A 22,905-nucleotide genomic window follows, 5' to 3' on the forward strand; every position below is an offset into this window, starting at 1 on the left:
GGGCACGCAAGCGTCGTCAAAGCCTGATCCATCACAGTGATAGGGGCAGCCAATACCTATCGATCCGGTACACCGAACGCATGGCTGACGAGGGCATTGATGCCTCAGTCGGTACTACCGGTGACTCCTACGACAATGCGCTGGCTGAAACCATTATCGGCCTGTTCAAAACAGAGGTAATCCACCATCGTGGACCATGGAAAGGACTGGATGCCGTTGAATATGCCACGCTGGAGTGGGTCGACTGGTTCAACAATCACCGACTGCTGGAGCCTATTGGAAATGTTCCTCCAGCAGAGCGAGAAAGGGCGTACTATCACCAAATGGAGGAGTCAGGTGAAGCGGCCTGACTCAAATAAATTGGTCTCCGGAATAACCGGGGCGGTTCACAAGTTGGATTTGGAAAAGAATGACTTTGAGCTTTTGGGCGATTTCATCAGGATATTTCGTGAAGAGTTCACTGATGATCATGCACTCAATCAGTACGAGATGGCATGGCGTTGGAACTTGAAGCAGGACGTGTATTTGAACCGATCATCAACTTTCAAGGGGTTGATGCGGCAGATTTATTGCTCAATTCATCAAGTTAGTTATGTTTAATATTAACAACTAGATAAGCCATGGCGGGTACTCCCTTTGAAAAGTAGCAATGCTGAAAAGTTGAATTTTTTCGTAATGTATACGCAAGAGGTGCTGCATGAAAAAGTCCCATAAACTGATAGCAATATCATGGCGATACTAAAACAAGCAGAGTCAGGCACCCTGGTTACCTAGCTATGTCATTAGCATGATATGAGAGGTGCCTCATTTTACAAATGATGGGCGAAATATGGCGCTATAGATACTTCAGTGCTGTTTCTCGTGGCTGCTCACGTGATTTCACTGGCATACGACAAAGCGCTTGATAAGCGGCGCCTTGAGGCCGCTATTTGTGACATTGACCGTGGTGATGTCCGTCGTTTGGTCATAGATGAGTTTGCACTTCAAAGGGACATCGGTATGCCACTTTGATCATGGACGCCGAGCGTACCTTGGTGCTTTGGATTGGTGAAGGCAACAGCCGTCAGGCAATACGTCCATTTTTCTAACAGCTGTGTGAGTGCTACCTACAGATCGAAGCCGTTGCCATGGATATAAACACCGCCTTTGACCGGGATGTTTGCCAGCACTGTCCGCACGCGGAGGTGGTGTTCGATCTGTTCCATGTGGTGGCCTTGTATGGACGCTAGGTGGAGGGGCGCATACGGGGCGATCAGGCCAATGCTTTAACGGCGGATAAACCAGACCGAAAAATATAGTCAAGCAGAGCCGGTGGCTATTGCTGAGAAACAAGCAAAACCTAAAGCACTAGAAAAGGATCCGGCTGAAGGAGATCCCTGATGCGAATTAGTCACTGGCGACGGACTGCTTGCTCAAAGATGCCTTGAAAGAGGTCCGGTATGCCCCCTCTGTCTGGGGTGTTAGTGTCGCCGGAAAGCCTGGTTAAGGTATGCTAGAGGAAGCGGCTTGGTGTCGTTGCTGCGCTTTGCTCACAATCTGAAAGGTTATTAGAGGGCATCTTGGCTAGCGCCAATTTCCCGATGTACACCAGCATGCTGGGGACGTTATTATCAAGATCAAAGTGATCAAACGCATGGCTTATGGTTACCGGGACAAGGCCAACTTCTTCCTTACAATCAAGGAGCCGTCCCTGGTAAAATGCGATGAACCTAAAAAAGCCCGGTAAACCGGGCGAAAGGCACTCTCCGGTAGAGAGTGGAGCAACGGGAAAAGCATGTTCTACATGTTCGGGTAGTTGGGTCCGCCCATGCCTTCCGGAGTGACCCAGGTGATGTTCTGGGCCGGATCCTTGATGTCGCAGGTTTTGCAGTGCAGGCAGTTCTGGCCGTTAATCTGGAAGCGTTTGCCGCCCTCGTCTTCAACGATCTCGTACACGCCCGCCGGACAGTAGCGCTGCGCCGGTTCGGCAAACAGCTGCAGGTTCTGCTTCAGCGGGATACTGGCATCCGCCAGTTTCAAATGACAGGGCTGATCTTCCTCGTGGTTGGTGTTGGACAGGAACACCGAGGACAGCTTGTCGAAGCTGAGCGTGCCATCCGGTCGCGGGTACTTGATCGGCTCATAATGATCCGCCGGAGCCAGCTGGGCATGATCCGGGTGGTTGTCGTGCAGCGTCACCGGGATACGACCGCCGAACCAGTTCTGGTCGATGTAGTTGAACGCACCGCCCATCAGCTGACCGAACTTGTGCATCGCCGGACCGAAATTGCGCGAGCGATACAGTTCATCGAACAACCAGGAGGCCTTGTAGGCATCGGTAAAGCCACTCAGGTCCTTGCCGCCTTCGTCACCCTTGCTCAGCGCTTCGAAGATCGCCTCAGCCGCCAACATGCCGGATTTCATCGCGGTGTGGCTGCCCTTGATCTTGCTGAAGTTCAGCGTACCGGCATCACAGCCGACCAACAGGCCGCCCGGGAAGGTCATCTTCGGCAGCGAGTTGTAGCCACCCTTGGCGATGGCACGGGCACCGTAGGAGACACGCTTGCCGCCGTCCAGATGACGCTTGAGCACCGGGTGATGCTTCAGCCGTTGGAACTCGTCGAACGGGCTCAGGTACGGGTTCTGATAGTTCAGGTCGATGATTAGGCCCACCACCACCTGATTGTTGTCGGTGTGGTAAAGGAAGAAGCCGCCACTGGTGTCCTTGTCCAGCGGCCAGCCGGAACCGTGAACGACCAGACCGGGTTTGTGCTGCTCCGCCGGGATATCCCAGAGCTCCTTGATGCCCAGGCCGTAGTGCTGGGTGTCCTTTTGCTTGTACAGTTCAAAGCGGTTGATCAGCTGTTTGCCCAGATGGCCACGACAGCCTTCTGAGAAGACGGTGTACTTGGCGTGCAGCTCCATGCCCGGCATGTAGTTGGGGCCTTGCTCGCCTTCAGCAGTCACGCCCATATCACCGGTGGCCACGCCCTTGACGCTGCCATCCGCATTGAACAGCACTTCCGCGGCGGCAAAGCCCGGAAAGACTTCAACGCCCAGCGCCTCAGCCTGCTCCGCCAGCCAGCGGCACAGGTTGCCCAGGCTGATGATGTAGTTGCCCTGGTTGTGCATGGTCTTGGGCACGAAGGCATTGGGAACTTTAGTACCTTTCCTGGCGTCCTTGAGCAGGTAGACTTCGTCCTCGGTCACCGCCGTGTTCAGCGGCGCGCCCATTTCCTGCCAGTTCGGGAACAGCTCATCCAGTGCGCGGGTTTCGAGTACCGCACCAGACAAGATATGAGCCCCCACTTCGGAGCCCTTCTCCACCACGCAGACCGTCAGTTCCTGTTCGTTTTCCTGTGCCTGCTGCATCAGACGGCAGGCGGTGGACAGACCGGCGGGGCCCGCTCCAACGATGACTACATCGAATTTCATCGATTCGCGTTGCATATGTTACTACCTAAAGTGCTTTAGCTCAGATGTAAATCTGCTGAGACTGAGGTACATAGCAAGGCACCTCGTGTCTGTATTCACGCTAATACTTGATGATGCATTCAGCTTTAAACCCGGCTAGAGGTAGAAAGTGGCAAGCGGACATCAACGTACTAGCGCAATCACTCAGCGTCGCGAATCATGTTTCGTGCGATTACAATCTGTTGAATCTGTGTTGTGCCTTCGTAAATACGGAACAGGCGCACATCGCGATAAAAGCGCTCAATGGCATACTCGCTCACATAGCCAGCCCCGCCATGGATTTGGACGCAGCGATCGGCAACGCGGCTACACATTTCAGTTGCGAACATTTTGGCGCAAGAGGCTTCGGTGCTGACATTCAGGCCTTCATCACGCTTGCGAGCAGCATCCAGTACCATGCAGCGGGAAGCGTAAATTTCTGCTTTGCTGTCAGCCAGCATGGCCTGTACGAGCTGGAAGTTGGCAATGGGTTGGCCGAACTGCTTGCGTTCCATCGCGTACTTCAGTGTATCGTCAAGCATTCGCTCTGCCGCGCCCACACTTAACGCTGCAATATGCAGGCGACCTTTGTCGAGCACTTTCATCGCTGTTTTGAAACCGACGCCTTCAACGCCACCGATAATGTGATCAGCTGGAACACGGACATTCTCGAAGATGACGTCACAGGTGTGGGCCCCTTTTTGTCCCATCTTCTGATCCGGCTTGCCCAGCGTAATACCCGGTGTTGAACGGTCTACAATGAATGCGCTGATACCACCGGACCCTTTGATCTCGGGGTTAGTGCGGGCCATCACGGTGTAGACACCGGCTTCTGGCGCGTTGGTGATGAAACGTTTGGTGCCGTTCAGAACGTAGTGGTCGCCATCGCGAACCGCGGTGGTTTTCAGGGAGGCTGCGTCGGACCCTGAATCGGGTTCGGTCAGGCAGAATGAACTCAGCAGTTCACCACTGGCCAGTTTCGGCAGGTAGTGCTGCTTCTGCTCCTCGGTACCGTCCAGCAGAATACCAATAGAGCCGATGCCGTTGTTAGTACCGATGTAGGAACGGAACGCCGGAGAGGTGCGGCCCAGCTGAAAGACGATGTTGACCTCTTCTTCCATGGTCAGGCCCAGGCCGTCATACTCTTCCGGAATGGTCAGACCGAACATGCCCAGCTCTTTCATCTGATCGATGACGTCCTGAGGAATGGCGTCGGTCTCAGCGACTTCTTGCTCCCGAGGAATTAGCACCTCGTCAACAAACTGGCTGAGGGTATCGGTAAGAATGTTCAGGGTTTCCGGGTCACGGATCATAGATTCTCCTCGGCTGTTTAACGGCCTTGCTTTGTATGGCCCGTCACCCTGACTGGGGTCAGCGGGTGGCTGAGCCAATATTGTTAACCATGTTGATCAAGCGAGGACCGATATCGTCCTCCAGTTTTTCCCGAGAAAGCTGGTAGCTCGGGCCTCCACAATTAAATGTCAGAATGCCGTATTGCGCATGAACCAGAGGCACTGCCACTGAGTTGACGCCACTTTGCCATTCGCCGACTGACAGGCAGTACCCATAGTCCTCGTAGTCTCGAAATGCTCGCTCAAGCCCGCGTCGAATTTTTTGCCAGTCGTCGGGGTTTCGCTCGCGTATATGATCCAGCAGAAACTCGCGTTCACTTACAGGCATCGCGGCTAAGCAGGCCCTGCCGGCCGAACTCTCCGTAATCGACAGATAAGAGCCGACCTGCCTTCGCATGGTCATATTTCCTTTACCTTGCACTACATCCAGGTAGACCATCTGCAGGCGATCCCGGGCCGCCATCGCCACGGCCGCTTGGGCATAATCAGCGAGCTCTTCCATAAAAGGATGAGCAATACTGCGAATGGACAAGTTAGCTAACATGGCGTAACCAAAGCCTAAAACACCAACATCAAGCTGATATTTGCCTGAGTGGACTTCCTGTTTGAGGCAGCCCATGTGCATTAAGGTTTTGGTCAAGCGTGTAACGGTCGGCTTAGGCAGACCGGTTTTCTTTGCTAGCTCCTGATTTCCCAGCACGCTTTCGCTAGGTGTAAAACACCGCAGCAACTCTAATCCTCGCGCCAAGGCCGTTACGATTTGTCCTCCCTTCTCATCTTCATTGCTATTAGGCACTAAAGGCGACGAAGAAAAGCGCTCGGCTTTACCGCTCTCTAGGCTTGATAGAGCCCTCTTGCCGGGACCATTTCCGGCTGATTCTTTATTCATAGTAAGACCCACTGATTTGAGAAGTCAACAATAATAAAATCATGTTTCGCTATACGAAATATCTCATTAATAGACGATGTGATCAACAGGTTCTTTTAGTGACTTATAACTATTTGAAATAAAAGGGTTTTATAAATTGTTTTCATGCTGCTGTTTACATCGCACAGACATGCTGTCTAACATATCCTATATATTGAAATTCGATTTCGTATAGTGAAACATATGATGGTAGGTTATCACATGACTGCTGAAGACACTCTGGTTATACGGTCGGAGATTAGAAGCAATGGTGTTGCTGTTGTACGTATAAACCGTCCCGAGGCTAAAAACGCACTCAACACAGAGGTGCGCCATCGCTTGGCTGAGATTTTCCATGCATTGGCTGGGGATGCCCGGGTGCGTGTCATCGTATTGACCGGCAATGAAAAATACTTTGTCGCTGGGGCTGATATACGTGAATTGGCCGAGGCTGGCCCCACTGAAATGCACTTGCGTCATAACGAACGGTTGTGGGAGGCCATCGGTCGTTGTCCGAAGCCGGTTATTGCAGCCGTTCAGGGTTATGCCTTGGGTGGTGGTTGTGAGCTCGCTATGCACTGTGACCTGATCATCGCCAGTAATAAGGCTCGGTTTGGTCAGCCTGAAGTCAAACTGGGCATTATGCCCGGTGCGGGCGGTACTCAGCGGCTGGTGCGTGCTGTCGGTAAGTTCCAGGCCTTGCGGATGCTCATGACGGGGTGTTTGGTGAATGCGCAAGAAGCCCTGGCCATGGGGCTTGTCAGCGAGATGGTTGAAGACTCGCAAACCCTGAGTCGCGCTCTTGAGTTGGCTGGAGAAATGGCGCTGCTGCCACCACTGGCGCTGGAGCAAATCAAGGAAGTGGCTCTGGCCGGTGCTGACCTCCCGCTGGAAGCTGCACTCATGCTTGAGCGCAAGGCGTTTCAGCTGCTGTTTGATACCAAGGACAAGCAGGAAGGGGTTGCTGCCTTTTTCGAGAAACGCCAAGCCAATTATTGTGGGGAGTGAAGTATGACAGCAACGATTGAACGGATGGCGGTGGTAGGTACCGGCATTATGGGTACTGGTATCGCACAAATTGCTGCTCAGGCTGGTATCCAAGTGAAGTTATACGACGCCCGTGAAGGTGGTGCACAGGTGGCCTATGACAACCTGCAGGCTACGCTGGACAAGCTAGTGGGCAAGGGCAAGATCTGTGCAGAAGAAGCCAAGTCTGCGTTGGCACGGTTGTATGTTGCGGACTCGCTGGATGAGTTGGCTGATGTTCAAGTGGTTGTCGAAGCGATCATTGAACGGCTGGATATCAAGCAGAGTTTGATCAAGCAGCTGGAAGAGGTGGTGCCCGAAGACTGCATTCTGGCGACGAATACATCTTCACTATCTGTGACCAGTATTGCCAGCCAGGCCAAGCATCCGGAGCGGGTGGCGGGTTTCCACTTTTTTAACCCGGTTCCGCTGATGAAGGTGGTAGAAGTGATCGATGGGCTAGCAACCGATCCAGCTGTCGGCGATACCCTGCAGGTGTTGGCTGCCCGGATGGGACATCGTGGTATCAGGGCCAAGGACACCCCCGGATTTATCATCAATCATGCCGGTCGAGCATACAGCACCGAAGCTCTGCAGATGTTGAAAGAGTGCGTGGCTGCCCCTGCCGATATTGACCGTATTCTGCGTGAAGGACTTGGCTTTCGGATGGGGCCGTTGGAACTGTTCGATCTGACAGCGCTGGATGTATCACATCCTGTCATTGAGTCCATTTACAACCAGTTCTATCAGGATCCCCGTTATCGGCCTTCCCATCTGAGTCAGCAAATGCTGGATGCGGGCTATGTAGGACGTAAGGTCGGGCGTGGTTTTTATCGCTATGAAGATGGCCGGATGATCAACCCGCCGCAGCCCCAGCCGGTACCGGTCGTTGATTCGTTCCCACCAGTCTGGGTCGGCGCTGAGGACGAAGGTGATCGTGCTGCTTTGATTGCGCTGTTACAGGAGCTGGGGGCAGAAGTCGAACAGGCGAAAAAACCGTCTGACTCCGCACTCTGTTTGCTGGCGCCCTATGGGGTAGATGCGACGACAGCGGCAGTCCAGTTTGGGACAGATGCTACACGTACGCTGTGCATCGATATGCTAATTGATGTGAAACGCCACCGTACGCTGATGCAAACGCCGGCCACGCTGCCGGAAATGCGCATGGCTGCACATGCGCTGCTGGCGCGAGATGGTGTTGGCGTGACCCTGATTAACGACAGTGTTGGATTTGTCGCGCAGCGGATGCTGGGCATGATCGTCAATCTGGCCGGCGATATCGTGCAGCAGCAAATCACCAGTATCGATGACCTCAATGAAGGTGTCAGTCGTGGGCTTGGATACCCACATGGTCCGCTGCAGTGGGGGGACCTGGTTGGTGGTGAGCGTTTGATGAAAATTCTATCTCGTATTGAAGGCATCACAGGTGATCCGAGATATCGGCCTGGGCCTTGGTTGCGCCGGAGGGCAATGCTGGGGCTTTCGTTATGCCATCCAGAACACGCTCTGAACTGATAAAACACATGTTTGTGAGAGGAGTTTTATATGCTTGATGCTTATATTTTTGCAGGGGTGCGCACCCCATTTGGTCGTCATGCCGGCGCGTTGTCACCTGTTCGTCCGGACGATCTGGCGGCACATGTGATACGTGAGCTGTTGAGTCGTAGTGGCGTGCCTGGCGATGCAATCGAGGATGTGATTCTGGGTAATACCAACCAGGCGGGAGAAGACAGCCGTAATATGGCGCGTCATGCCTCGCTGTTGGCGGGCCTGCCCGTCACTGTTCCTGCGCAGACCGTAAACCGTTTGTGTGCCAGCGGCTTGGCGGCCGTGATTGATGCTGCACGTGCCGTCACGTGCGCAGAAGGCGAACTGTATGTGGCTGGTGGTGCTGAAAGCATGTCGCGTGCACCCTTTGTTTTTGCAAAGTCAGAACACCCCTTTAGTCGTGATTTTACTGTGTTTGACAGCACGATCGGGGCGCGTTTTCCAAACCCTAAAATTGTCGAGCAGTTCGGCAACGATAGCATGCCTCAGACAGGCGATAACGTAGCAAAGAAATATGGTATCAGCCGGGAAGAGGCCGATGCCTTTGCCGCAGCCTCTCAGGCAAAATTTGAAAAAGCCCGGGCGGAAGGTTTCTTTGAGGATGAAATTGTGCCGGTGTCGGTACCAACCGGGCGCAAAACTCCACCGCGGGAGGTTGTGGCTGATGAGCATCCACGCCCGTCGTCAGACATGGCTACTCTGTCACGGCTGAACGCTTTGTTTGAAGGTGGTGTGGTAACAGCGGGCAACGCGTCCGGCGTAAACGACGGTGCTGCTGCATTGCTGATTGGTTCGCGGGAAGCTGGTGAAAAATATGGCTTGCAACCGATGGCGCGGATTCTGTCCAGCGCGGCAAGTGGTGTCGAGCCGGCAGTGATGGGTGAGGGGCCTATTGAGGCCATCAAAAAGGCCGTGAAGCGTGCCAACCTGACGCTGGATGATATGGACATCATTGAAATCAATGAAGCCTTCGCATCTCAGGTATTGGGCTGCCTGAAAGGTTTGAATGTGTCCTTTGACGATCCGCGAGTAAACCCGAACGGGGGGGCTATTTCTGTGGGCCATCCGTTGGGAGCGTCTGGGGCGCGTTTGGCATTGTCCACGGCTCGAGAGTTGCAGCGCCGTAGTAAACATTATGCCGTGATCAGCCTGTGTATCGGCGTAGGCCAAGGTTTGGCAATAGTTATTGAGCGTGTTTAACACGGTTGAATTTGAACCTTTCATAGCAGGAAGAACATATGAAGATCTTTGTGGCGGTTAAACGCGTGATCGATTACAACGTCAAAATTCGTGTTAAAGCGGACAACTCTGACGTTGATCTGACCAATGTGAAAATGGCGATGAATCCATTCTGCGAAATCGCAGTGGAAGAGGCGGTTCGTCTGAAAGAGAAAGGTGTCGCGACTGAAATCGTTGTTGTATCGGTTGGCCCTAAAGAGGTTCAGGAGCAACTGCGTACGGCTCTGGCACTGGGTGCCGATCGTGCGATTCAGATTGAGACTGACGAAAAAGTAGACTCGCTGGGCGTTGCTAAGCTGCTGGCCAAGTTGGTAGAAGAAGAGCAGCCGGGGCTGGTTGTTCTGGGTAAACAGTCTATTGATTCAGATAACAACCAAACAGGTCAGATGCTGGGTGCACTGACTGGCATGCCTCAGGGTACTTTCGCGTCTGAAGTGGTTGTTGATGGTGAAAAAGTGAATGTAACCCGTGAAATCGATGGCGGTCTGCAGACGGTTGCACTGAACCTGCCGGCGATCGTGACCACCGACCTGCGTCTGAACGAGCCGCGGTATGCTTCTCTGCCAAACATCATGAAAGCGAAGCGTAAGCCGTTGGATGTTAAGACCCCTGCTGATCTGGGTGTTGATGTGGCGTCTAAAGTAAAGACCCTGAAAGTTGAGCCGCCTGCAGAGCGCAGTGCAGGTATCAAAGTGGGCAGCGTAGACGAGCTGGTGGAAAAACTGAAAAACGAAGCGAAGGTGATCTGATCATGAGTATCTTAGTTGTAGCTGATCACAACAATGCCGCTCTGGTTGGTGCGACTGCAAACACAGTTGCAGCGGCTCGCCAGATCGATGGCGATATTACTGTACTGGTTGCCGGCAGCCGCTGTGGTGCGGCGGCTGAAGAAGCTGCAAAACTGAGCGGCATTGCAAAAGTTGTTGTTGCTGACAACGCTGCTTATGAGCACCAGCTGGCTGAAAACGTATCGCTTTTGGTAGCAGAATTGGGTAAAGACTTTTCTCACATCTTGGCACCTGCGACTTCTAACGGCAAAAACATCATGCCTCGAGTTGCCGCGCTGCTGGATGTTGCTCAGATCTCTGACATCATCGCGGTTGAGTCTGCTGATACCTTTAAGCGTCCTATCTACGCAGGTAACGCGATCGCTACTGTTCAGTCTGAAGATGCGATCAAAGTGATCACTGTCCGTGGTACTGGTTTTGATGCGGTTGCAGCTGACGGTTCTGCTGCGGTTGAGTCTCTGGATAACACACAAGATGCCGGCAAGTCAGCATTCGTTGGTGAAGAGCTGGCGAAATCTGATCGTCCTGAGCTGACTGCAGCAAAAGTTGTGATTTCCGGTGGTCGCGGTATGGGCAATGGTGAAAACTTCGAACTGCTGAATAACGTTGCAGACAAGCTGGGGGCAGCGGTTGGTGCATCCCGTGCAGCAGTTGATGCTGGTTTTGTACCAAATGACATGCAGGTGGGTCAGACCGGTAAGATCGTTGCTCCTGAGCTTTATATCGCGGTAGGTATCTCCGGTGCTATTCAGCACTTGGCGGGTATGAAAGACTCTAAAGTGATCGTGGCCATCAACAAAGATGAAGAAGCGCCGATCTTCCAGGTAGCGGACTATGGATTGGTTGCTGACCTCTTTGAAGCCCTTCCTGAGTTAGAGCAAAAATTGTAAGTTGTTCTTCAAAGGGTACCGGGAGCGGTACCCTAATCTACACAGTCGAAACCTATTCAGATCAAATGGTACCTTGCTGTTTCAATGAAGCTATTTGATGCGGTTTTTTACCCAGTAATCTTGCTAGTACCTCTTCTGTATCTTCTCCAAGCATAGGGGGAGCTTTGCGGTACTCCTGCTGTGTTTTTGAAAACTTGATAGGATTAGCGACGCTTGTAACCGTACCGATCCCAGGATGCTCCTGCTCGATAATCATCTCGCGAGCTAACACTTGGGGGTCTTCAAAAACCTGCGCGATGTCTTGTATAGGGCCACACGGGACATGCAGTTTGCGCAGTAGGTCCATCCACTCTCTGCTGCTGCGTGTACGGGTGATACTGGACATTAGCTCCACCAGGGACTGGCGGTTTTGCACGCGATCCGGGTTGGTACGATAGAGGGGGTCTTGTGCTAGCTCAGGCCTGTCAATTGCTTCACAGAAGCGTTGAAACTGACCGTCATTTCCTATTGCAATAATGACTTGGCCGTCAGAGGTCGGAAATGGTTGATAAGGTGCAAGGTTAGGGTGGTATTCACCGGTTCTTGTTGGTGCCGTACCACTACAAAAGTAGTTTTGCGCCTGGTTAGCCAGCCAGCTAACCTGAACGTCAAGCAGTGCCATGTCTATGTACTGGCCTTCGCCCGTTAAATGGCGGTGGTGTAGGGCTGAAAGGATGGCAATGGTTGCATTCATACCGGTTGTAAGATCCGCAACTGCCATGCCAACGCGCTGAGGTCCCGCTCCTGGTTGTCCGTCTGCGACACCTGTAATACTCATCAGACCGGCTTGGGCCTGTATAAGGTAATCGTAGCCGGCATCCTGGGCCATTGGACCCGTCTGGCCAAAACCTGTGATGGAGCAATAAATCAGGCGAGGATTAAGCTCAATAAGCGTGTCGTAGCCAAGTCCCTTCCTAGTCAAGGTGCCTGTCTTGAAGTTCTCTACTAATATGTCGCAGGTAGCCGCCAGTTCTCGGATTAGGGCCTGTCCTTCTGGTTGGCCTATGTCGACAGTGATTGAGTGCTTACCGCGGTTGGCAGAAAGAAAGTAGGCGGACTCCCGCGTGGGATTGCCATTACGGTCTTTGAGCCAAGGGGGACCCCAGTGGCGAGTGTCGTCACCGCTGTGCGGGCGTTCAATTTTGATCACCTCGGCACCAAGGTCTGCGAGTATTTGTGTGCACCAGGGACCAGCCATTACGCGGGATAAATCTAGGACGCGAAGTCCTGTTAATGGACCTGCCATTATTCTGTTCTCCTTGTTACTAATGTCTCTGATATGTCGTTGTTGAAACCGTATATCTACGATCATGTCATTGCATACGTAGAGTGCTTGACCGCTCAGCGGCCATTCAGCTCTTCAGATCAAGCTGGTGTTGTAAGCGAGCTCCTTAGAGTTGCTCATGCAAATCGGCAGGATATTAAGTGATGGCGTGACACCTTTTACCCTGTAGATATGGCGCTGTTGGTCCGATATGGTGAGCATCTCTAATAAGTCGAACGCTCTATGGTTCATTTATGGCAGTCTGTGCATTGTCATCAGGATTTTGTTTGATAATCGAACAAAGTAAGCGATAATCGAACAAAAGATTGTGCCTATACGGAATTTCTCATGCCAGATACAAAGTCTCAGCCTGAAACGATCGATAAGGACTTCCTGACTACCTTTGCCCGTGGTCTTGAAGTAATAAAATCCTTTGACACGCAAACCCCTTCCATGTCTCTGACAGAGGTTGCCAAAAAAAACAATCTATCCCGGGCTTCTGCCCGCCGTTTTTTACTAACTTTGCAGAAGCTGGGCTATGTCCAAAGTGATGGCAAGCGATTCAAACTGACGGCAAAAATACTCGAGCTTGGATACTCCTATCTGGCATCACTGAATTTCTCCGAAATTATTACTCCGTTTCTTGAGCGTATAGCGCATCAATTGGGCGAGTCCTGCTCTGCAACGGTGTTAGATGGCCAGGATGTCGTCTACATTGCCCGTGTTCCGATAAGAGGCCTGATACCAGTTAACTTGCAGATCGGTGCGCGGTTGCCAGCATATCTAACCTCCATGGGTCGGGTGCTTCTGGCGAGCTTGCCTGAAGCGCAGCTGGAGACATTCTTGGCAAATGCCCCCTTTGAGAAATTGACACCCTATACACTGTCGTCGGCTGAAGACCTGCGCGCTGAGATCAAGCGGGTGCGGGCTCAAGGGTACGCTATCGTTGATCAGGAGCTTGAGTTAGGTCTGCGCACTGTGTCTGTGCCCGTTTATGACAGGCATCGACACGTTTCTTTTGCCCTTAATGTTGCTACTCATGCTAGTAAGGTTTCTATGAAGCGTGCTGAAGAAGAGTTCATTACACTGTTACAGCAGGTCTCCAGAGAAATTACGGCAGCGTTGCCATGACGTATTTCACTAAGTCGACAGTCCGTCGGGAGCGTAAGCCTCTTGTGTCCGAGCGTTGAGCTCGCGCAAGAGGTACAGTTCTTCAGCTGTTGGCGCGGGTGTCGTTTTTAGATCGGCATCGATCTTTAAAGGCCAACCAGTCGCGGTTATAACCTGTTCTACTGACACTCCTGGATGCAGGTGCGTTAGTACTAGTTCTCGGCTGATGGGATCCGGTTCGAGAATGCCGAGGTCCGTAATGACCATCACAGGCCCTTGGCCCCTTAATCCTAACTCTTCGCGGCTATTGCCACCTTCATAAAAGCCCACTGAAGTAATGAAGTCGAGCTGTTCTACAAATGCACGTTTGCTGTGCCGCAAGGTGATCAGAACACGCTGGCAGTGAGACGCTATCAACGGCGCACCACCTGCACCGGGAAGACGTACTTTTGGAGCATCGTAGGGACCAATCACGGTGGTGTTGATATTGGCGAAACGGTCTACTTGCGCTGCACCAAGAAAGCCTGTCCGAATTTTTCCTCCTTGTAGCCAGTAGCGGAACATTTCAGGTACCGATATAACGCTAAGAGCGGTGTCTGACAGCTCACCATCGCCGATCGAAAGTGGCAAAGTCTTTGGCTTGGTATCAAGCGTGCCGCTTTCATAAATCAGTTTAATATTTTCAGCATGGGTTAGACGGGCTAGGTTGGCTGCTGCGCTGGGTAACCCTATACCCACGAAGCAAACATCATCAGCCGCAAGCATGCGAGATGCGGCAACAGTCATCATTTCTTGTAAATTGAAATTTAGACTAGACATACTTTGCCTCACGCAGTTTTTCTAGGTATTCGGAAAAGTCTTTTGTTTCCAATACGAAAGTTTGCATCCAATGGAGAAAGCGGTCGTAGTCACGACTAATTTCATCCCATTGCATATAAAAACTGTTATTTCGTTCGTAGTAACCGCTGGCGTAAGACGGGAATGCACCATAGGGCGTCTCACAGACTGCATCGATCACCCAGTTGGGAATCACGCATCCTCCTTGGTCTTCACTCACGTGATCTACGATCTCTTCGACGGTCACAATGGTATGTGTAGAAGCCAGAACGGTTTCCTTCTGGACACCGCTTATACCGTCAAGCCATACATTGCCATCACGATCCGCTCGCTGGGCGTGAATGATACCGACATCTGGGCGCAAGGCAGGGATGGCGGTTAGTTCCTTGCCAGTGAATGGGCAAGTGATACTGCGGATATTGGCGTTGTGATCAGCGTATGAGGTGCCGTTGTAGCCATCAAAAACAGCCAGGGGTAAGCCTGCTGCTCCTGCAGTATAAGCGTTTGCCATAGCTGCATGATCGTGTTCTTCAATTGTTAACTTGTGTGGGGTTGCGTTCTCATAGGCGTCACGAAAACGGTGTAGTGAGCCGACCCCAGGGTTGCCGCCCCAGGAAAAAATCATCCTATCGGCGCACCCCATACCGATCATCTGATCGTAAATCAGATCTGGTGTCATGCGGACAAGCGTCAGGTTCTTAATGCCCTGACGGATAATTTCAAGTCCTGCAGCATTAGGTATCAGGTGTGTGAAGCCTTCCAATGCAACAGTCATCCCCGGCTTTACGTACAGGGCTATGGCTTCCTTGAGCGTTTTTATAGTTGTCATAGCGTGCCTTTGTTCTATATGCGAACACAAGTTCGATTTTCGAATATGCTATTTGGAGTACATTTGTGCTGTCAAGGCAATATTCAAACTTCTAGAAACCACAGTGGGAGAGTGTGGAATTATCTTGCGCAATGGGTGCGGCTGTGTAAGAGTACGGATGCAGTATGCGAACTAATGTTCGATATGCGAACATGCAGTCTTTTATAAAAGAAGAAACGAAGGGCACCAGTATGAATCGACTTATTGTAAAGCTGACCAGTGTAATGACTCTAGCTGCGGCAGTGACATTTCCTATTCCCTCTGTAGCGGCAAGCGAATGGCCGGCTGATACTGTGAAGCTGATCGTACCGTATTCCCCAGGAGGTACGACGGATATCGTGTCGCGTAAGGTTGCTGACCTACTAAAAGAAGAGTTAGGTAATGTTGTGGTTGAAAACCGCCCCGGTGCTGGTTCAACTGTAGCGACTGGTCAGTTGGCCAGAGGAGGACGCGATGCGGATCACACCATTCTCATGGCATCTCCTGGTCATGCTATCGGTGCGGCAATTTACCCAGGGCTTCGCTATGATCCGGTGGAAGACTTCCGGTTTATCCGCAACGTGATCAGCATTCCGAACGTGATGGTAGTGCCTGCTAGTAGTGCCTATAACAGTTTGGCCGAATTCGTCGAAGCAGCCAGGAATGGGGAAGTTACGTTTAGTTCTCCGGGCGTTGGAAGCTCCGTCCATATGTCGGGAGAGCTCTTTAAAACGATGACAGGTGCAAATATGATACATGTGCCTTTCCGTGGAAGTGGTGAAGCGCTTCCAGCGCTGTTGGCAGGTGATGTTGACGTTGCTTTCGAAAATATGCCGACAGTGCTTCCTCACATCAAGTCTGGAAAGCTAAAGGCTCTTGCGGTAACGACCACTAAACGTTCGCCATTCCTTCCTGATGTGCCGACTGTCGCAGAAGCCGGAAGTGATTTCGGCCTGGCGGGCTATAAAACTTCAGCATGGTTTGGCCTTATTACGCACAAATCTATGCCTGATGACGCGGTGCTCAAGCTGCGCACCTCTGTAGCTGATGTGATGGCGGGCGAATCCTTCAAGTCTTTCCTGCCGCAGTTGGGCGCTGAGCCTGGAGAAGAAGACGGTGAAGTGTTCCGCACCTTCGTAGCTGAGGAGGTGGTTAAGTGGGACGGAGTAGCCCAGCAGGCAAACGTCAAGAAGTGAGTGCCAAGGGCGGTGGCCGTCAGGCTCATCGCTCTACATTCTGTTGATGATCTGCTGGAGGTCGTGCATGAAACAAACAGATATCAATCATTCCGAATACCATGGCCGTGTGAATCCTAATTCAATGTTGGGCGCTGCATTGGTCATATTGGCATGTATTTTCATCTTTTATCTGGTACCTCAATATATTGAGGTCTCGGGTATGGTGAAGAATCCTATGATGTCGCCACGCTTCCTGCCCTTACTAGCTGGCTGGATGGTGTTGTTGTGCTCGTTGATCTTATTGGTCAATGGGCTCTTATGGCCGCCGAAGCACACTGAAGCGGAAGCTTTTCATGCAGGTATACCTAAACTACGTTGGGTATTGATGCTGGCGGCCGGCGCTGTCTATACAATGTTGTTTGAGCAACTTGGTGCTATCACAAGTGGTGTAATAGCAACATTTATGCTTTTTCTTGCCCACCATCTGCGACATTTTAGTATCTATCTTCTGGCGCTGTTATTTCCGGTGGTTGTATCACTACTCTTTATTTACCTTCTCAATGTGCCCTTGCCAGCTGGTATGCTCTGGGAGTGATTAAGGCACAGTATTCTGAAAACGGACATACATCCCGTTAAATGTATGAACTGGGACTTCTTTGATGGAAAACTTTTCTGAAGTACTCTCGATATTTTTGAGTGTCGATAACTTTATTGCTATTGCAGCAGGTGTCTTGATTGGTGTCGTGGTGGGTGCTATTCCAGGCTTGACCGCGACAATGGCTGTTGCTCTGGCACTACCGTTCACTTTTTCTATGGAGCCAGTGACAGCTATCCTGTTGCTTGTAGGAATTTACAAAGGTGGCATGTACGGAGGTTCAATTACAGCCATTCTCATTCGTACACCCGGCTCACCAGCCTCGGCTTGTACATTGCTAGATGGTTATCCATTAGCTCAGCAAGGGCATGCAAAGAAGGCGCTTAAAGCGGCACTCTATTCTTCTTGCGTGGCCGACGTCATTTCAAACGTTGCTCTCATATTTTTTGCTGCTTATCTTGCCAAGATTGCATTGAATTTTGGCCCTCCTGAGTACTTTTGGCTGATCTGCTTCTCGTTGACAATAATCATATCAATTTCCGGTGATTCAATCGTCAAAGGTCTTATAGCTGCGGGACTTGGAATTATTGTTTCAAATATTGGCCTGGACGCTGTATATGGGTCTCAACGGTTGACGTTTGACAATTACAACTTGATGGACAGGATCTCATTCGTACCACTTTTGATCGGTCTCTTTGCGATTCCTGAAATCATCGAGTTTTATACCAGTAAGGTAGTTCCACACGTCCGCTCAGCAGTTTCGGGGGCGTCTTTGACGCTAGCTGAATGCAAGCGCAGCTTGAAGAGTGTTATCCGTGGGAGCTTGATTGGTGTCATCATTGGTGCAATTCCTGGTACAGGAGCGACGGCAGCTGCTTTTATTTCGTATAGCGAAGCCAAGAGGAACTCCCCGAATAAACACAACTTTGGGAAGGGAGAGGTAGAAGGTGTTGCAGCCGCTGAAGCCGGTAACAATGGTGTTGCCGGAGCAACACTGATTCCGTTGCTATCTTTAGGCATCCCAGGTGACGTAATAACGGCGATAATCCTTGGTGCTTTCATGATCCATGGCTTAACTCCGGGTCCGGTTCTGTTTCAAGAAAACCTGAGCTTGGTTTATGCCCTGTTTTGCGGAATTCTGTTGAGCTCTGTCGTGTTGTTGGTGGTTGGTAATGCGGCGATCCGCTACTTCTCATTAATTGCAGACATTCCTAAGGCCATCTTACTGCCAATCGTGCTGATGTTTTGCGTATATGGTGCTTACGCAGTCAATAACAGTACATTTGACATTGGCCTTATGATGGTATTCGGGCTCCTTGGATTTGTTTTCAATCGTACCGGTATTGCAGCGGCTCCGTTCTTGATTGGATTTATTCTCGGTCCGATGTTTGAGGATAACCTACGCCGAACATTACTGATCAGTAAAGGGGATCCATTGGTCTTTTTTCGCGGACCGATTGCTTGGTTTTTCATAGCGTTGACGGTTGCTTCTCTACTTTTTGCCGTCCGCCGTTACTGGAAGAGCAGGAAGGTACCCGCTACTGCTTAGTATTAAGGCTGAATTTTTTATTAGATAAAGGGTTTAATTCATGTGGCGTGATTTCCATGTGGTCGCTCATGGAAATCTGCGTCTTCTGGATATTTGTTTGGCTATTGAAATTTTATCTCTATAAATAATATTGTAAGTTTTTTTAAGCCGTCCGTGGCCTCTTTTGGGGCTGGGAAATATATTTAATATTCTCATACATGGACTGTACAGAGGTGTAAATGGTGTCTTATATCGAAAATAAAAAAACTGATCATGTTAGCAGTGGACAAGATATTGGTGGATTTCACGCTTTGTTGGGATACAAAATTATCGATTGGGGTGAGAAAAAGGCAGTCATTGAGCTGGAAGTTCGGCCTGAACATCTCAATATGGGAGGCGTGATTCACGGCGGTGTTTTAACGTCGTTACTCGACATTGTATGCTCAATGGCAGGGACCTATTGTGCTAAGGCTGGCCATGTGCGTAAGGCTATTACTCTGTCGCTTACTACTACTTTCACTGGGCAATGTAGTAGTGGAATTGTTCGTGCTGTAGGTGTTAAACGGGCTGGTGGTCGCCGCATATTCAATTGTAGTGGTGAAGTCTATGACCAGGAAGGGCGCTTACTGGCAATGGGCGAAGCAACTTGTCGTCTGCGCTCTGGAAGTGAATTACCAGACGGAGTACCTTTTATTTCTAGAAAAACAGATACAGATTAAATTTTCTTGGCATGCGATCAAGTTTAATTTCACAGTTAATAAACGAGTTTTTATGGCTAAGGCGAGCTGCGGTTTTTTATAAAACCCCAATGGCATAGAGTAAGAGGGTAGAAACATCTTGGATGAAAATGATAGTGTTTCTTTGGGAACTATTCTGAAGCTTAAAAGCCTCTCCCTTCCTTGCTGCATATTCTTCACCTCAACTTATCTTCTAGTTGGAATGCCTTCACTTGCTGTCATTTCTCATATATGCCTCGTAGTATATGTCTTAGTAGAGTGGCCGCATCTTACTCGACTCCCACGGTTGCTTCTTGTTGCTTGCCTCGTGGCAATTTTGCTGTTGCCATTTTCTTCTATCAGCTCTTTATCGGTGTTGTTTGTGGCGATGAATAGTGCCACATGGTTCGCGACGTTTCTTGGTGCTATTTCTTTTTTGCGTGAAGCCGCCACGCAGTCCCCTCTTGTGTTTCGTTGCGGCGAAGTAATCATGAACCAATCGCCCTCTAAACGGTATGCTACGCTGAGTGCTGGTGCTTTCATGATTGGAACGTTGCTAAACTTGGGGGTGATTCACCTACTTGGAGGGATGGTACGCCAGGCTAACACGATCGAAGCTGCCGCTGGGTCGGAATCCGTGCAGGCATTACGTAACCGTCGAATGTTTTCGGCTATGACCCGAGGTTTTGCGAGTACTTCTTTAGGCTCACCTCTAACAATGACGCTCGCATTGATTTTGTTACTGGTTCCCAGGGTTGAGTGGCAAGTAGTGGTTCCTCTTGGCATGGTTGCAATGATTCTGATGCATTTGGTGGGCTGGCTATTAGATCGGCAAAGTGCACAACCACTTTCGGGTGTGCAGATAACTTTGAAACCGTCTCTTCCAGGCGCAGGTTTGGCGCTCATGAAATTTATAGGTTTGGTATTTTCGATTTTTATAGCTGCTATCTCTGTTGAAACACTTCTAAGTATCAGTCTCCCGCTTGCGATTGTGTTGGTGTCTCCCTTATCGGCTTTTGTCTGGATAATAGTCCAAAATCATCGTGAAGGTTTCACGGATGCTATTTTGAGTAGCGCTGGTAGAATTTGGCATGGCGCAGGAAAGCAGTTCGGAAATATCAGGACTGAAATCGTGGTGTTAGGGGCATCTGGTCTTTTAGGTACGGTGCTAGCTAAGCTATTGCCTACTACAGCTTTTGCTGAGCTGTTGGAGTCAATAGGGTTAAAGGGGGCTCCAGTAGCACTTTTGGTGATGGTACTGATGTCCATTTTGCCGCAGTTTGGATTTAATCCGGTACTGGTCGCAACTCTAATACTGTCATCGATGGAGCAGCCAGAGCTATTTGGTCTATCACCAACATTGTTGGCGCTTGCCGTAATGGCGGGTTGGTCACTTGCAATTTCGTCGTCACCCGTTGCCACTACTGTGATCGTAGCAGGGCGTATGGCTGGAGTCAGTCCGAAGGAGTTAGGCTGGGGGTGGAATGGAAAATTTGCCTTAGTTGCTGGAGCTCTACTAAGTTGTTGGTTGATTTTACTTTCGAAGCTATCAATATAGTTTTTGGCTTTATATAGGAGCTAGGGTGTATAAACGCGCTACTATACACCTAGCACCAATGGCAAAGATGATCGGCTCACCCACATAATGGTAAGTGGATGGCTGTTCGCATGTTCCGTGTGCTAAGGAAATGGGATGGACTCCCCCTCCTACGGCATCTATGTGCCAGATTGGTAGTTGACGCAACCAATCGTAAAGAAGGAGCCCATCATGAAAATTATGCGCATTGGTCTCGACTTGGCCAAGAATGTTTTCGAAGTCTATGGGGTTGATGAGCAGGAACAACGGGCTTTGAGCAAGACGCTCAAGCGCAGCCAGGTAATGAAGTTCTTCGCTCAGCTCCATCCTTGCGTTGTCGGTATTGAAAGCTGCGGCAGTGCCCACCATTGGGCGCGAAGGCTGCGCAGCTTAGGCCATGAAATCCGGGTGATGGCCCCGCAGTTCGTGGCGCCATACCGAAAGAGCGATAAAAACGATCACAATGATGCGGAAGCGATTTGTGAAGCCGCCGGTCGGCCTAACATGCGCTTTGTACCGGTAAAAACCGAAGAGCAGCAAGCCGTACTGATGGTACATCGGGTTCGAAGCTTGATGGTGGGTGAGCGCACATCACTCGTCAATCAGATCAGAGGGTTGTTGAGCGAATTCGGTATCGTTTTACCGCAAGGCCGCTGCCACGTGCGCAGCCAATTACCCGGTATTCTCGAAGATGCCGAGAACGAATTGCCCGCAGTAGCGAGAGAGGTCTTCGCCAACCAGTATGAACGCCTCTGTGACTTGGATCGTAGGATCGACGGGTACGATAGAAAAATAGAGGCGCTGGCTCAAGCCGATAACGACGCCAAACGGTTGATGGGGCTTGAAGGTGTAGGCCCCATTACGGCGACGGCGATCATTGCTTCGGTTGGTGATATCACTACCTTCAAAAACGGTCGGCAATTTGCCGCATGGCTCGGGCTTGTACCCAGACAATGGTCAACAGGCGGTCGAGCGCGGCATGGCCGGATCACCAAGCGCGGAGATTTCTATCTGCGAACGTTACTGATCCATGGGTCTCGGGCTGTGATGCGCTATTTAATGAATAAAGATGACCGAAAGAGCGAGTGGGTGAAGGCGGTTCGTGAGCGCAGAGGCTTTAACAAAGCAGCGGTTGCCCTGGCGGCCAAGCATGCACGGATACTCTGGGCGATGCTGGCAAAGGGTTCAGAATACCAGCCTGCATCGGTTTGAGAGTTTTAACCGAGGTGAATGCAACGACATTGACGTGATGGCATAACGGGTTGTACCGACGTCAGCAAAACCTGAGTTCGCACAGGGTCCTTGAGACCGGTAGGGAAATGAGGAGCTGGCGGGCGGATCTCCATCAGGGTCCGAGCCGATAAAAACGGCTCACTAAAGAGACCGGATACAAGCGAGCAGTAAGACCTGACATGTCGAACGCCAACGAGTTGCAAAACCGGGGGAGTCCATACAAACCTGTGATTAAGTTCCAATTTCCGTGACTACCAGCAATCACCGCAACTTGAGCCTAATTTAGGCGTTACTATCCTGTGTTTGTCCATCGACGAGCTGCCTTTTCAGGCACTTCGGACGGATTAACTCTGCGCTCGCAACATCTGATCTACACGCACGACATTCGCCAATGCAAATCGCATCGCCAACTTGCCGTCGTTTTTCATCAGTCCGCGATAACGTGCTTTCACAAAGCCAAACTGGCACTTGATGATCCGGAAGGGATGCTCCACTTTTGCCCGCACACTCGCCTTGAGATATTAGGTACGGATTCTGACTTTGTTGATGCGTGGATGCTTTTTCAGAGCTTGGAGCGTCCCCGGTCTTTCTGCGATGTGCCAATCAGCTCGAACATGCTTCAACTCATCTCGTTTCTCCGCGCCACGGTATCCCGCGTCCGCGAAGATAAAGGACTCATCACCATGCAGTACATGACCGGCCTGATTAAGATCGTGCTCATGAGCCGCTGTCGTCGTGAAACTGTGAGTGACTCCGGTTCGCGCATCAACACCGATATGCGCCTTCATTCCAAAGTGCCA

Annotated in this window: 20 protein-coding genes and 1 pseudogene; 14 read left to right on the forward strand and 7 right to left on the reverse strand. The window is 50.9% G+C overall.

All coding sequences use genetic code 11. From position 1 onward, the window contains the following. Together G403_RS0119035 and G403_RS25910 are read left to right on the forward strand one after the other, a co-directional pair. Window positions 1–350, forward strand: a 350-nt coding sequence (locus tag G403_RS0119035; protein ID WP_027855399.1) for an integrase core domain-containing protein, incomplete at its 5' end; no start/stop codon positions are given. A gap of 777 nt (window positions 351–1,127) precedes the next feature. Next, window positions 1,128–1,229, forward strand: a complete 102-nt coding sequence (locus G403_RS25910) for a transposase (protein WP_425411713.1) — start codon at window positions 1,128–1,130, stop codon at window positions 1,227–1,229. Window positions 1,230–1,779: 550 nt separating this feature from the next. On the opposite strand, the gene G403_RS0119055 is transcribed toward G403_RS25910, so the two are convergent. The 3 genes from G403_RS0119055 to G403_RS0119065 all read right to left on the reverse strand — a co-directional run bounded on the left by G403_RS0119055 (window position 1,780) and on the right by G403_RS0119065 (window position 5,673). Further along, on the reverse strand, window positions 1,780–3,429 hold the full coding sequence (locus G403_RS0119055; protein WP_027855401.1) for an electron transfer flavoprotein-ubiquinone oxidoreductase: 1,650 nt from the start codon (window positions 3,427–3,429) through the stop codon (window positions 1,780–1,782). Window positions 3,430–3,593: 164 nt separating this feature from the next. Next, on the reverse strand, window positions 3,594–4,745 hold the full coding sequence (locus G403_RS0119060) for an acyl-CoA dehydrogenase family protein (protein ID WP_027855402.1): 1,152 nt from the start codon (window positions 4,743–4,745) through the stop codon (window positions 3,594–3,596). A 58-nt stretch (window positions 4,746–4,803) separates the two neighbouring features. Then, window positions 4,804–5,673, reverse strand: a complete 870-nt coding sequence (locus G403_RS0119065; RefSeq protein WP_027855403.1) for an IclR family transcriptional regulator — start codon at window positions 5,671–5,673, stop codon at window positions 4,804–4,806. A gap of 240 nt (window positions 5,674–5,913) precedes the next feature. Here G403_RS0119065 and G403_RS0119070 point away from each other — a divergent pair, with 240 nt between their 5' ends. The 5 genes from G403_RS0119070 to G403_RS0119090 are packed head-to-tail and all read left to right on the forward strand — an operon-like array spanning window position 5,914 to window position 11,182. After that, on the forward strand, window positions 5,914–6,699 hold the full coding sequence (locus G403_RS0119070) for an enoyl-CoA hydratase (protein ID WP_027855404.1): 786 nt from the start codon (window positions 5,914–5,916) through the stop codon (window positions 6,697–6,699). Between the two features lie 3 nt (window positions 6,700–6,702). Then, window positions 6,703–8,232: a 3-hydroxyacyl-CoA dehydrogenase gene (locus tag G403_RS0119075; RefSeq protein ID WP_027855405.1), complete on the forward strand. Its 1,530-nt coding sequence runs from the start codon at window positions 6,703–6,705 to the stop codon at window positions 8,230–8,232. Window positions 8,233–8,262: 30 nt separating this feature from the next. Further along, on the forward strand, window positions 8,263–9,465 hold the full coding sequence (locus tag G403_RS0119080; protein WP_027855406.1) for a 3-oxoadipyl-CoA thiolase: 1,203 nt from the start codon (window positions 8,263–8,265) through the stop codon (window positions 9,463–9,465). A 38-nt stretch (window positions 9,466–9,503) separates the two neighbouring features. Beyond that, on the forward strand, window positions 9,504–10,253 hold the full coding sequence (locus tag G403_RS0119085; protein WP_027855407.1) for an electron transfer flavoprotein subunit beta/FixA family protein: 750 nt from the start codon (window positions 9,504–9,506) through the stop codon (window positions 10,251–10,253). Window positions 10,254–10,255: 2 nt separating this feature from the next. Beyond that, the gene (locus G403_RS0119090) at window positions 10,256–11,182 is read left to right on the forward strand and encodes an electron transfer flavoprotein subunit alpha/FixB family protein (protein WP_027855408.1); all 927 of its coding nucleotides are present in this window, start codon (window positions 10,256–10,258) and stop codon (window positions 11,180–11,182) included. Between the two features lie 61 nt (window positions 11,183–11,243). On the opposite strand, the gene G403_RS0119095 is transcribed toward G403_RS0119090, so the two are convergent. Continuing rightward, window positions 11,244–12,467 carry a CaiB/BaiF CoA transferase family protein gene (locus G403_RS0119095; RefSeq protein WP_027855409.1) on the reverse strand — a complete coding sequence of 408 codons (1,224 nt, stop codon included), beginning with the start codon at window positions 12,465–12,467 and terminating at the stop codon, window positions 11,244–11,246. A 366-nt stretch (window positions 12,468–12,833) separates the two neighbouring features. On the opposite strand from G403_RS0119095, the gene G403_RS0119100 reads away from it, so the two are divergent. Next, window positions 12,834–13,616: an IclR family transcriptional regulator domain-containing protein gene (locus tag G403_RS0119100; RefSeq protein ID WP_051299293.1), complete on the forward strand. Its 783-nt coding sequence runs from the start codon at window positions 12,834–12,836 to the stop codon at window positions 13,614–13,616. Between the two features lie 9 nt (window positions 13,617–13,625). Here G403_RS0119100 and G403_RS0119105 read toward each other — a convergent pair whose 3' ends face one another. Continuing rightward, entirely contained in the window at window positions 13,626–14,414 is a 789-nt protein-coding gene (locus G403_RS0119105) for a CoA-transferase subunit beta (protein WP_027855411.1), read from the reverse strand. Next, window positions 14,407–15,261, reverse strand: coding sequence for a CoA transferase subunit A (locus G403_RS0119110; protein ID WP_027855412.1), 855 nt, complete (start codon window positions 15,259–15,261; stop codon window positions 14,407–14,409). Before G403_RS0119110 ends, G403_RS0119105 begins: the two co-directional genes overlap by 8 nt. A gap of 164 nt (window positions 15,262–15,425) precedes the next feature. On the opposite strand from G403_RS0119110, the gene G403_RS0119115 reads away from it, so the two are divergent. The 6 genes from G403_RS0119115 (at window position 15,426) to G403_RS0119140 (ending at window position 22,084) form a co-directional block, all read left to right on the forward strand. Continuing rightward, window positions 15,426–16,475 (forward strand): Bug family tripartite tricarboxylate transporter substrate binding protein, encoded by a 1,050-nt coding sequence (locus G403_RS0119115; RefSeq protein WP_245578401.1) that lies wholly within the window; start codon window positions 15,426–15,428, stop codon window positions 16,473–16,475. Window positions 16,476–16,542: 67 nt separating this feature from the next. Beyond that, window positions 16,543–17,052 carry a tripartite tricarboxylate transporter TctB family protein gene (locus tag G403_RS0119120; protein ID WP_051299295.1) on the forward strand — a complete coding sequence of 170 codons (510 nt, stop codon included), beginning with the start codon at window positions 16,543–16,545 and terminating at the stop codon, window positions 17,050–17,052. 64 nt (window positions 17,053–17,116) lie between these two features. After that, window positions 17,117–18,601, forward strand: a complete 1,485-nt coding sequence (locus G403_RS0119125; RefSeq protein WP_027855415.1) for a tripartite tricarboxylate transporter permease — start codon at window positions 17,117–17,119, stop codon at window positions 18,599–18,601. A gap of 221 nt (window positions 18,602–18,822) precedes the next feature. Beyond that, on the forward strand, window positions 18,823–19,299 hold the full coding sequence (locus G403_RS25115; RefSeq protein WP_245578402.1) for a PaaI family thioesterase: 477 nt from the start codon (window positions 18,823–18,825) through the stop codon (window positions 19,297–19,299). Between the two features lie 118 nt (window positions 19,300–19,417). Then, on the forward strand, window positions 19,418–20,854 hold the full coding sequence (locus tag G403_RS0119135; protein ID WP_156899746.1) for a transporter permease: 1,437 nt from the start codon (window positions 19,418–19,420) through the stop codon (window positions 20,852–20,854). A 210-nt stretch (window positions 20,855–21,064) separates the two neighbouring features. Continuing rightward, a complete protein-coding gene (locus G403_RS0119140) occupies window positions 21,065–22,084 on the forward strand; it encodes an IS110 family RNA-guided transposase (RefSeq protein WP_027855418.1) in 1,020 nt (339 codons plus the stop codon). A gap of 365 nt (window positions 22,085–22,449) precedes the next feature. On the opposite strand, the pseudogene G403_RS23975 reads toward G403_RS0119140, so the two are convergent. Further along, a pseudogene (locus G403_RS23975) lies at window positions 22,450–22,905 on the reverse strand (transposase); the annotation flags it as partial.

The sequence above is a fragment of the Marinobacterium litorale DSM 23545 genome, assembly GCF_000428985.1.
Classification (GTDB): domain Bacteria; phylum Pseudomonadota; class Gammaproteobacteria; order Pseudomonadales; family Balneatricaceae; genus Marinobacterium_D; species Marinobacterium_D litorale.

Excerpts from the sequence above, each read along its gene's own strand:
- G403_RS25910 (WP_425411713.1), top strand. The coding sequence starts at position 1,128 with ATGGATATAAACACCGCCTTTGACCGGGATGTTTGCCAGCACTGTCCG.
- G403_RS0119055 (WP_027855401.1), bottom strand. The coding sequence starts at position 3,429 with ATGCAACGCGAATCGATGAAATTCGATGTAGTCATCGTTGGAGCGGGC.
- G403_RS0119060 (WP_027855402.1), bottom strand. The coding sequence starts at position 4,745 with ATGATCCGTGACCCGGAAACCCTGAACATTCTTACCGATACCCTCAGC.
- G403_RS0119065 (WP_027855403.1), bottom strand. The coding sequence starts at position 5,673 with ATGAATAAAGAATCAGCCGGAAATGGTCCCGGCAAGAGGGCTCTATCA.
- G403_RS0119070 (WP_027855404.1), top strand. The coding sequence starts at position 5,914 with ATGACTGCTGAAGACACTCTGGTTATACGGTCGGAGATTAGAAGCAAT.
- G403_RS0119075 (WP_027855405.1), top strand. The coding sequence starts at position 6,703 with ATGACAGCAACGATTGAACGGATGGCGGTGGTAGGTACCGGCATTATG.
- G403_RS0119080 (WP_027855406.1), top strand. The coding sequence starts at position 8,263 with ATGCTTGATGCTTATATTTTTGCAGGGGTGCGCACCCCATTTGGTCGT.
- G403_RS0119085 (WP_027855407.1), top strand. The coding sequence starts at position 9,504 with ATGAAGATCTTTGTGGCGGTTAAACGCGTGATCGATTACAACGTCAAA.
- G403_RS0119090 (WP_027855408.1), top strand. The coding sequence starts at position 10,256 with ATGAGTATCTTAGTTGTAGCTGATCACAACAATGCCGCTCTGGTTGGT.
- G403_RS0119095 (WP_027855409.1), bottom strand. The coding sequence starts at position 12,467 with ATGGCAGGTCCATTAACAGGACTTCGCGTCCTAGATTTATCCCGCGTA.
- G403_RS0119100 (WP_051299293.1), top strand. The coding sequence starts at position 12,834 with ATGCCAGATACAAAGTCTCAGCCTGAAACGATCGATAAGGACTTCCTG.
- G403_RS0119105 (WP_027855411.1), bottom strand. The coding sequence starts at position 14,414 with ATGTCTAGTCTAAATTTCAATTTACAAGAAATGATGACTGTTGCCGCA.
- G403_RS0119110 (WP_027855412.1), bottom strand. The coding sequence starts at position 15,261 with ATGACAACTATAAAAACGCTCAAGGAAGCCATAGCCCTGTACGTAAAG.
- G403_RS0119115 (WP_245578401.1), top strand. The coding sequence starts at position 15,426 with ATGCGAACTAATGTTCGATATGCGAACATGCAGTCTTTTATAAAAGAA.
- G403_RS0119120 (WP_051299295.1), top strand. The coding sequence starts at position 16,543 with ATGAAACAAACAGATATCAATCATTCCGAATACCATGGCCGTGTGAAT.
- G403_RS0119125 (WP_027855415.1), top strand. The coding sequence starts at position 17,117 with ATGGAAAACTTTTCTGAAGTACTCTCGATATTTTTGAGTGTCGATAAC.
- G403_RS0119140 (WP_027855418.1), top strand. The coding sequence starts at position 21,065 with ATGAAAATTATGCGCATTGGTCTCGACTTGGCCAAGAATGTTTTCGAA.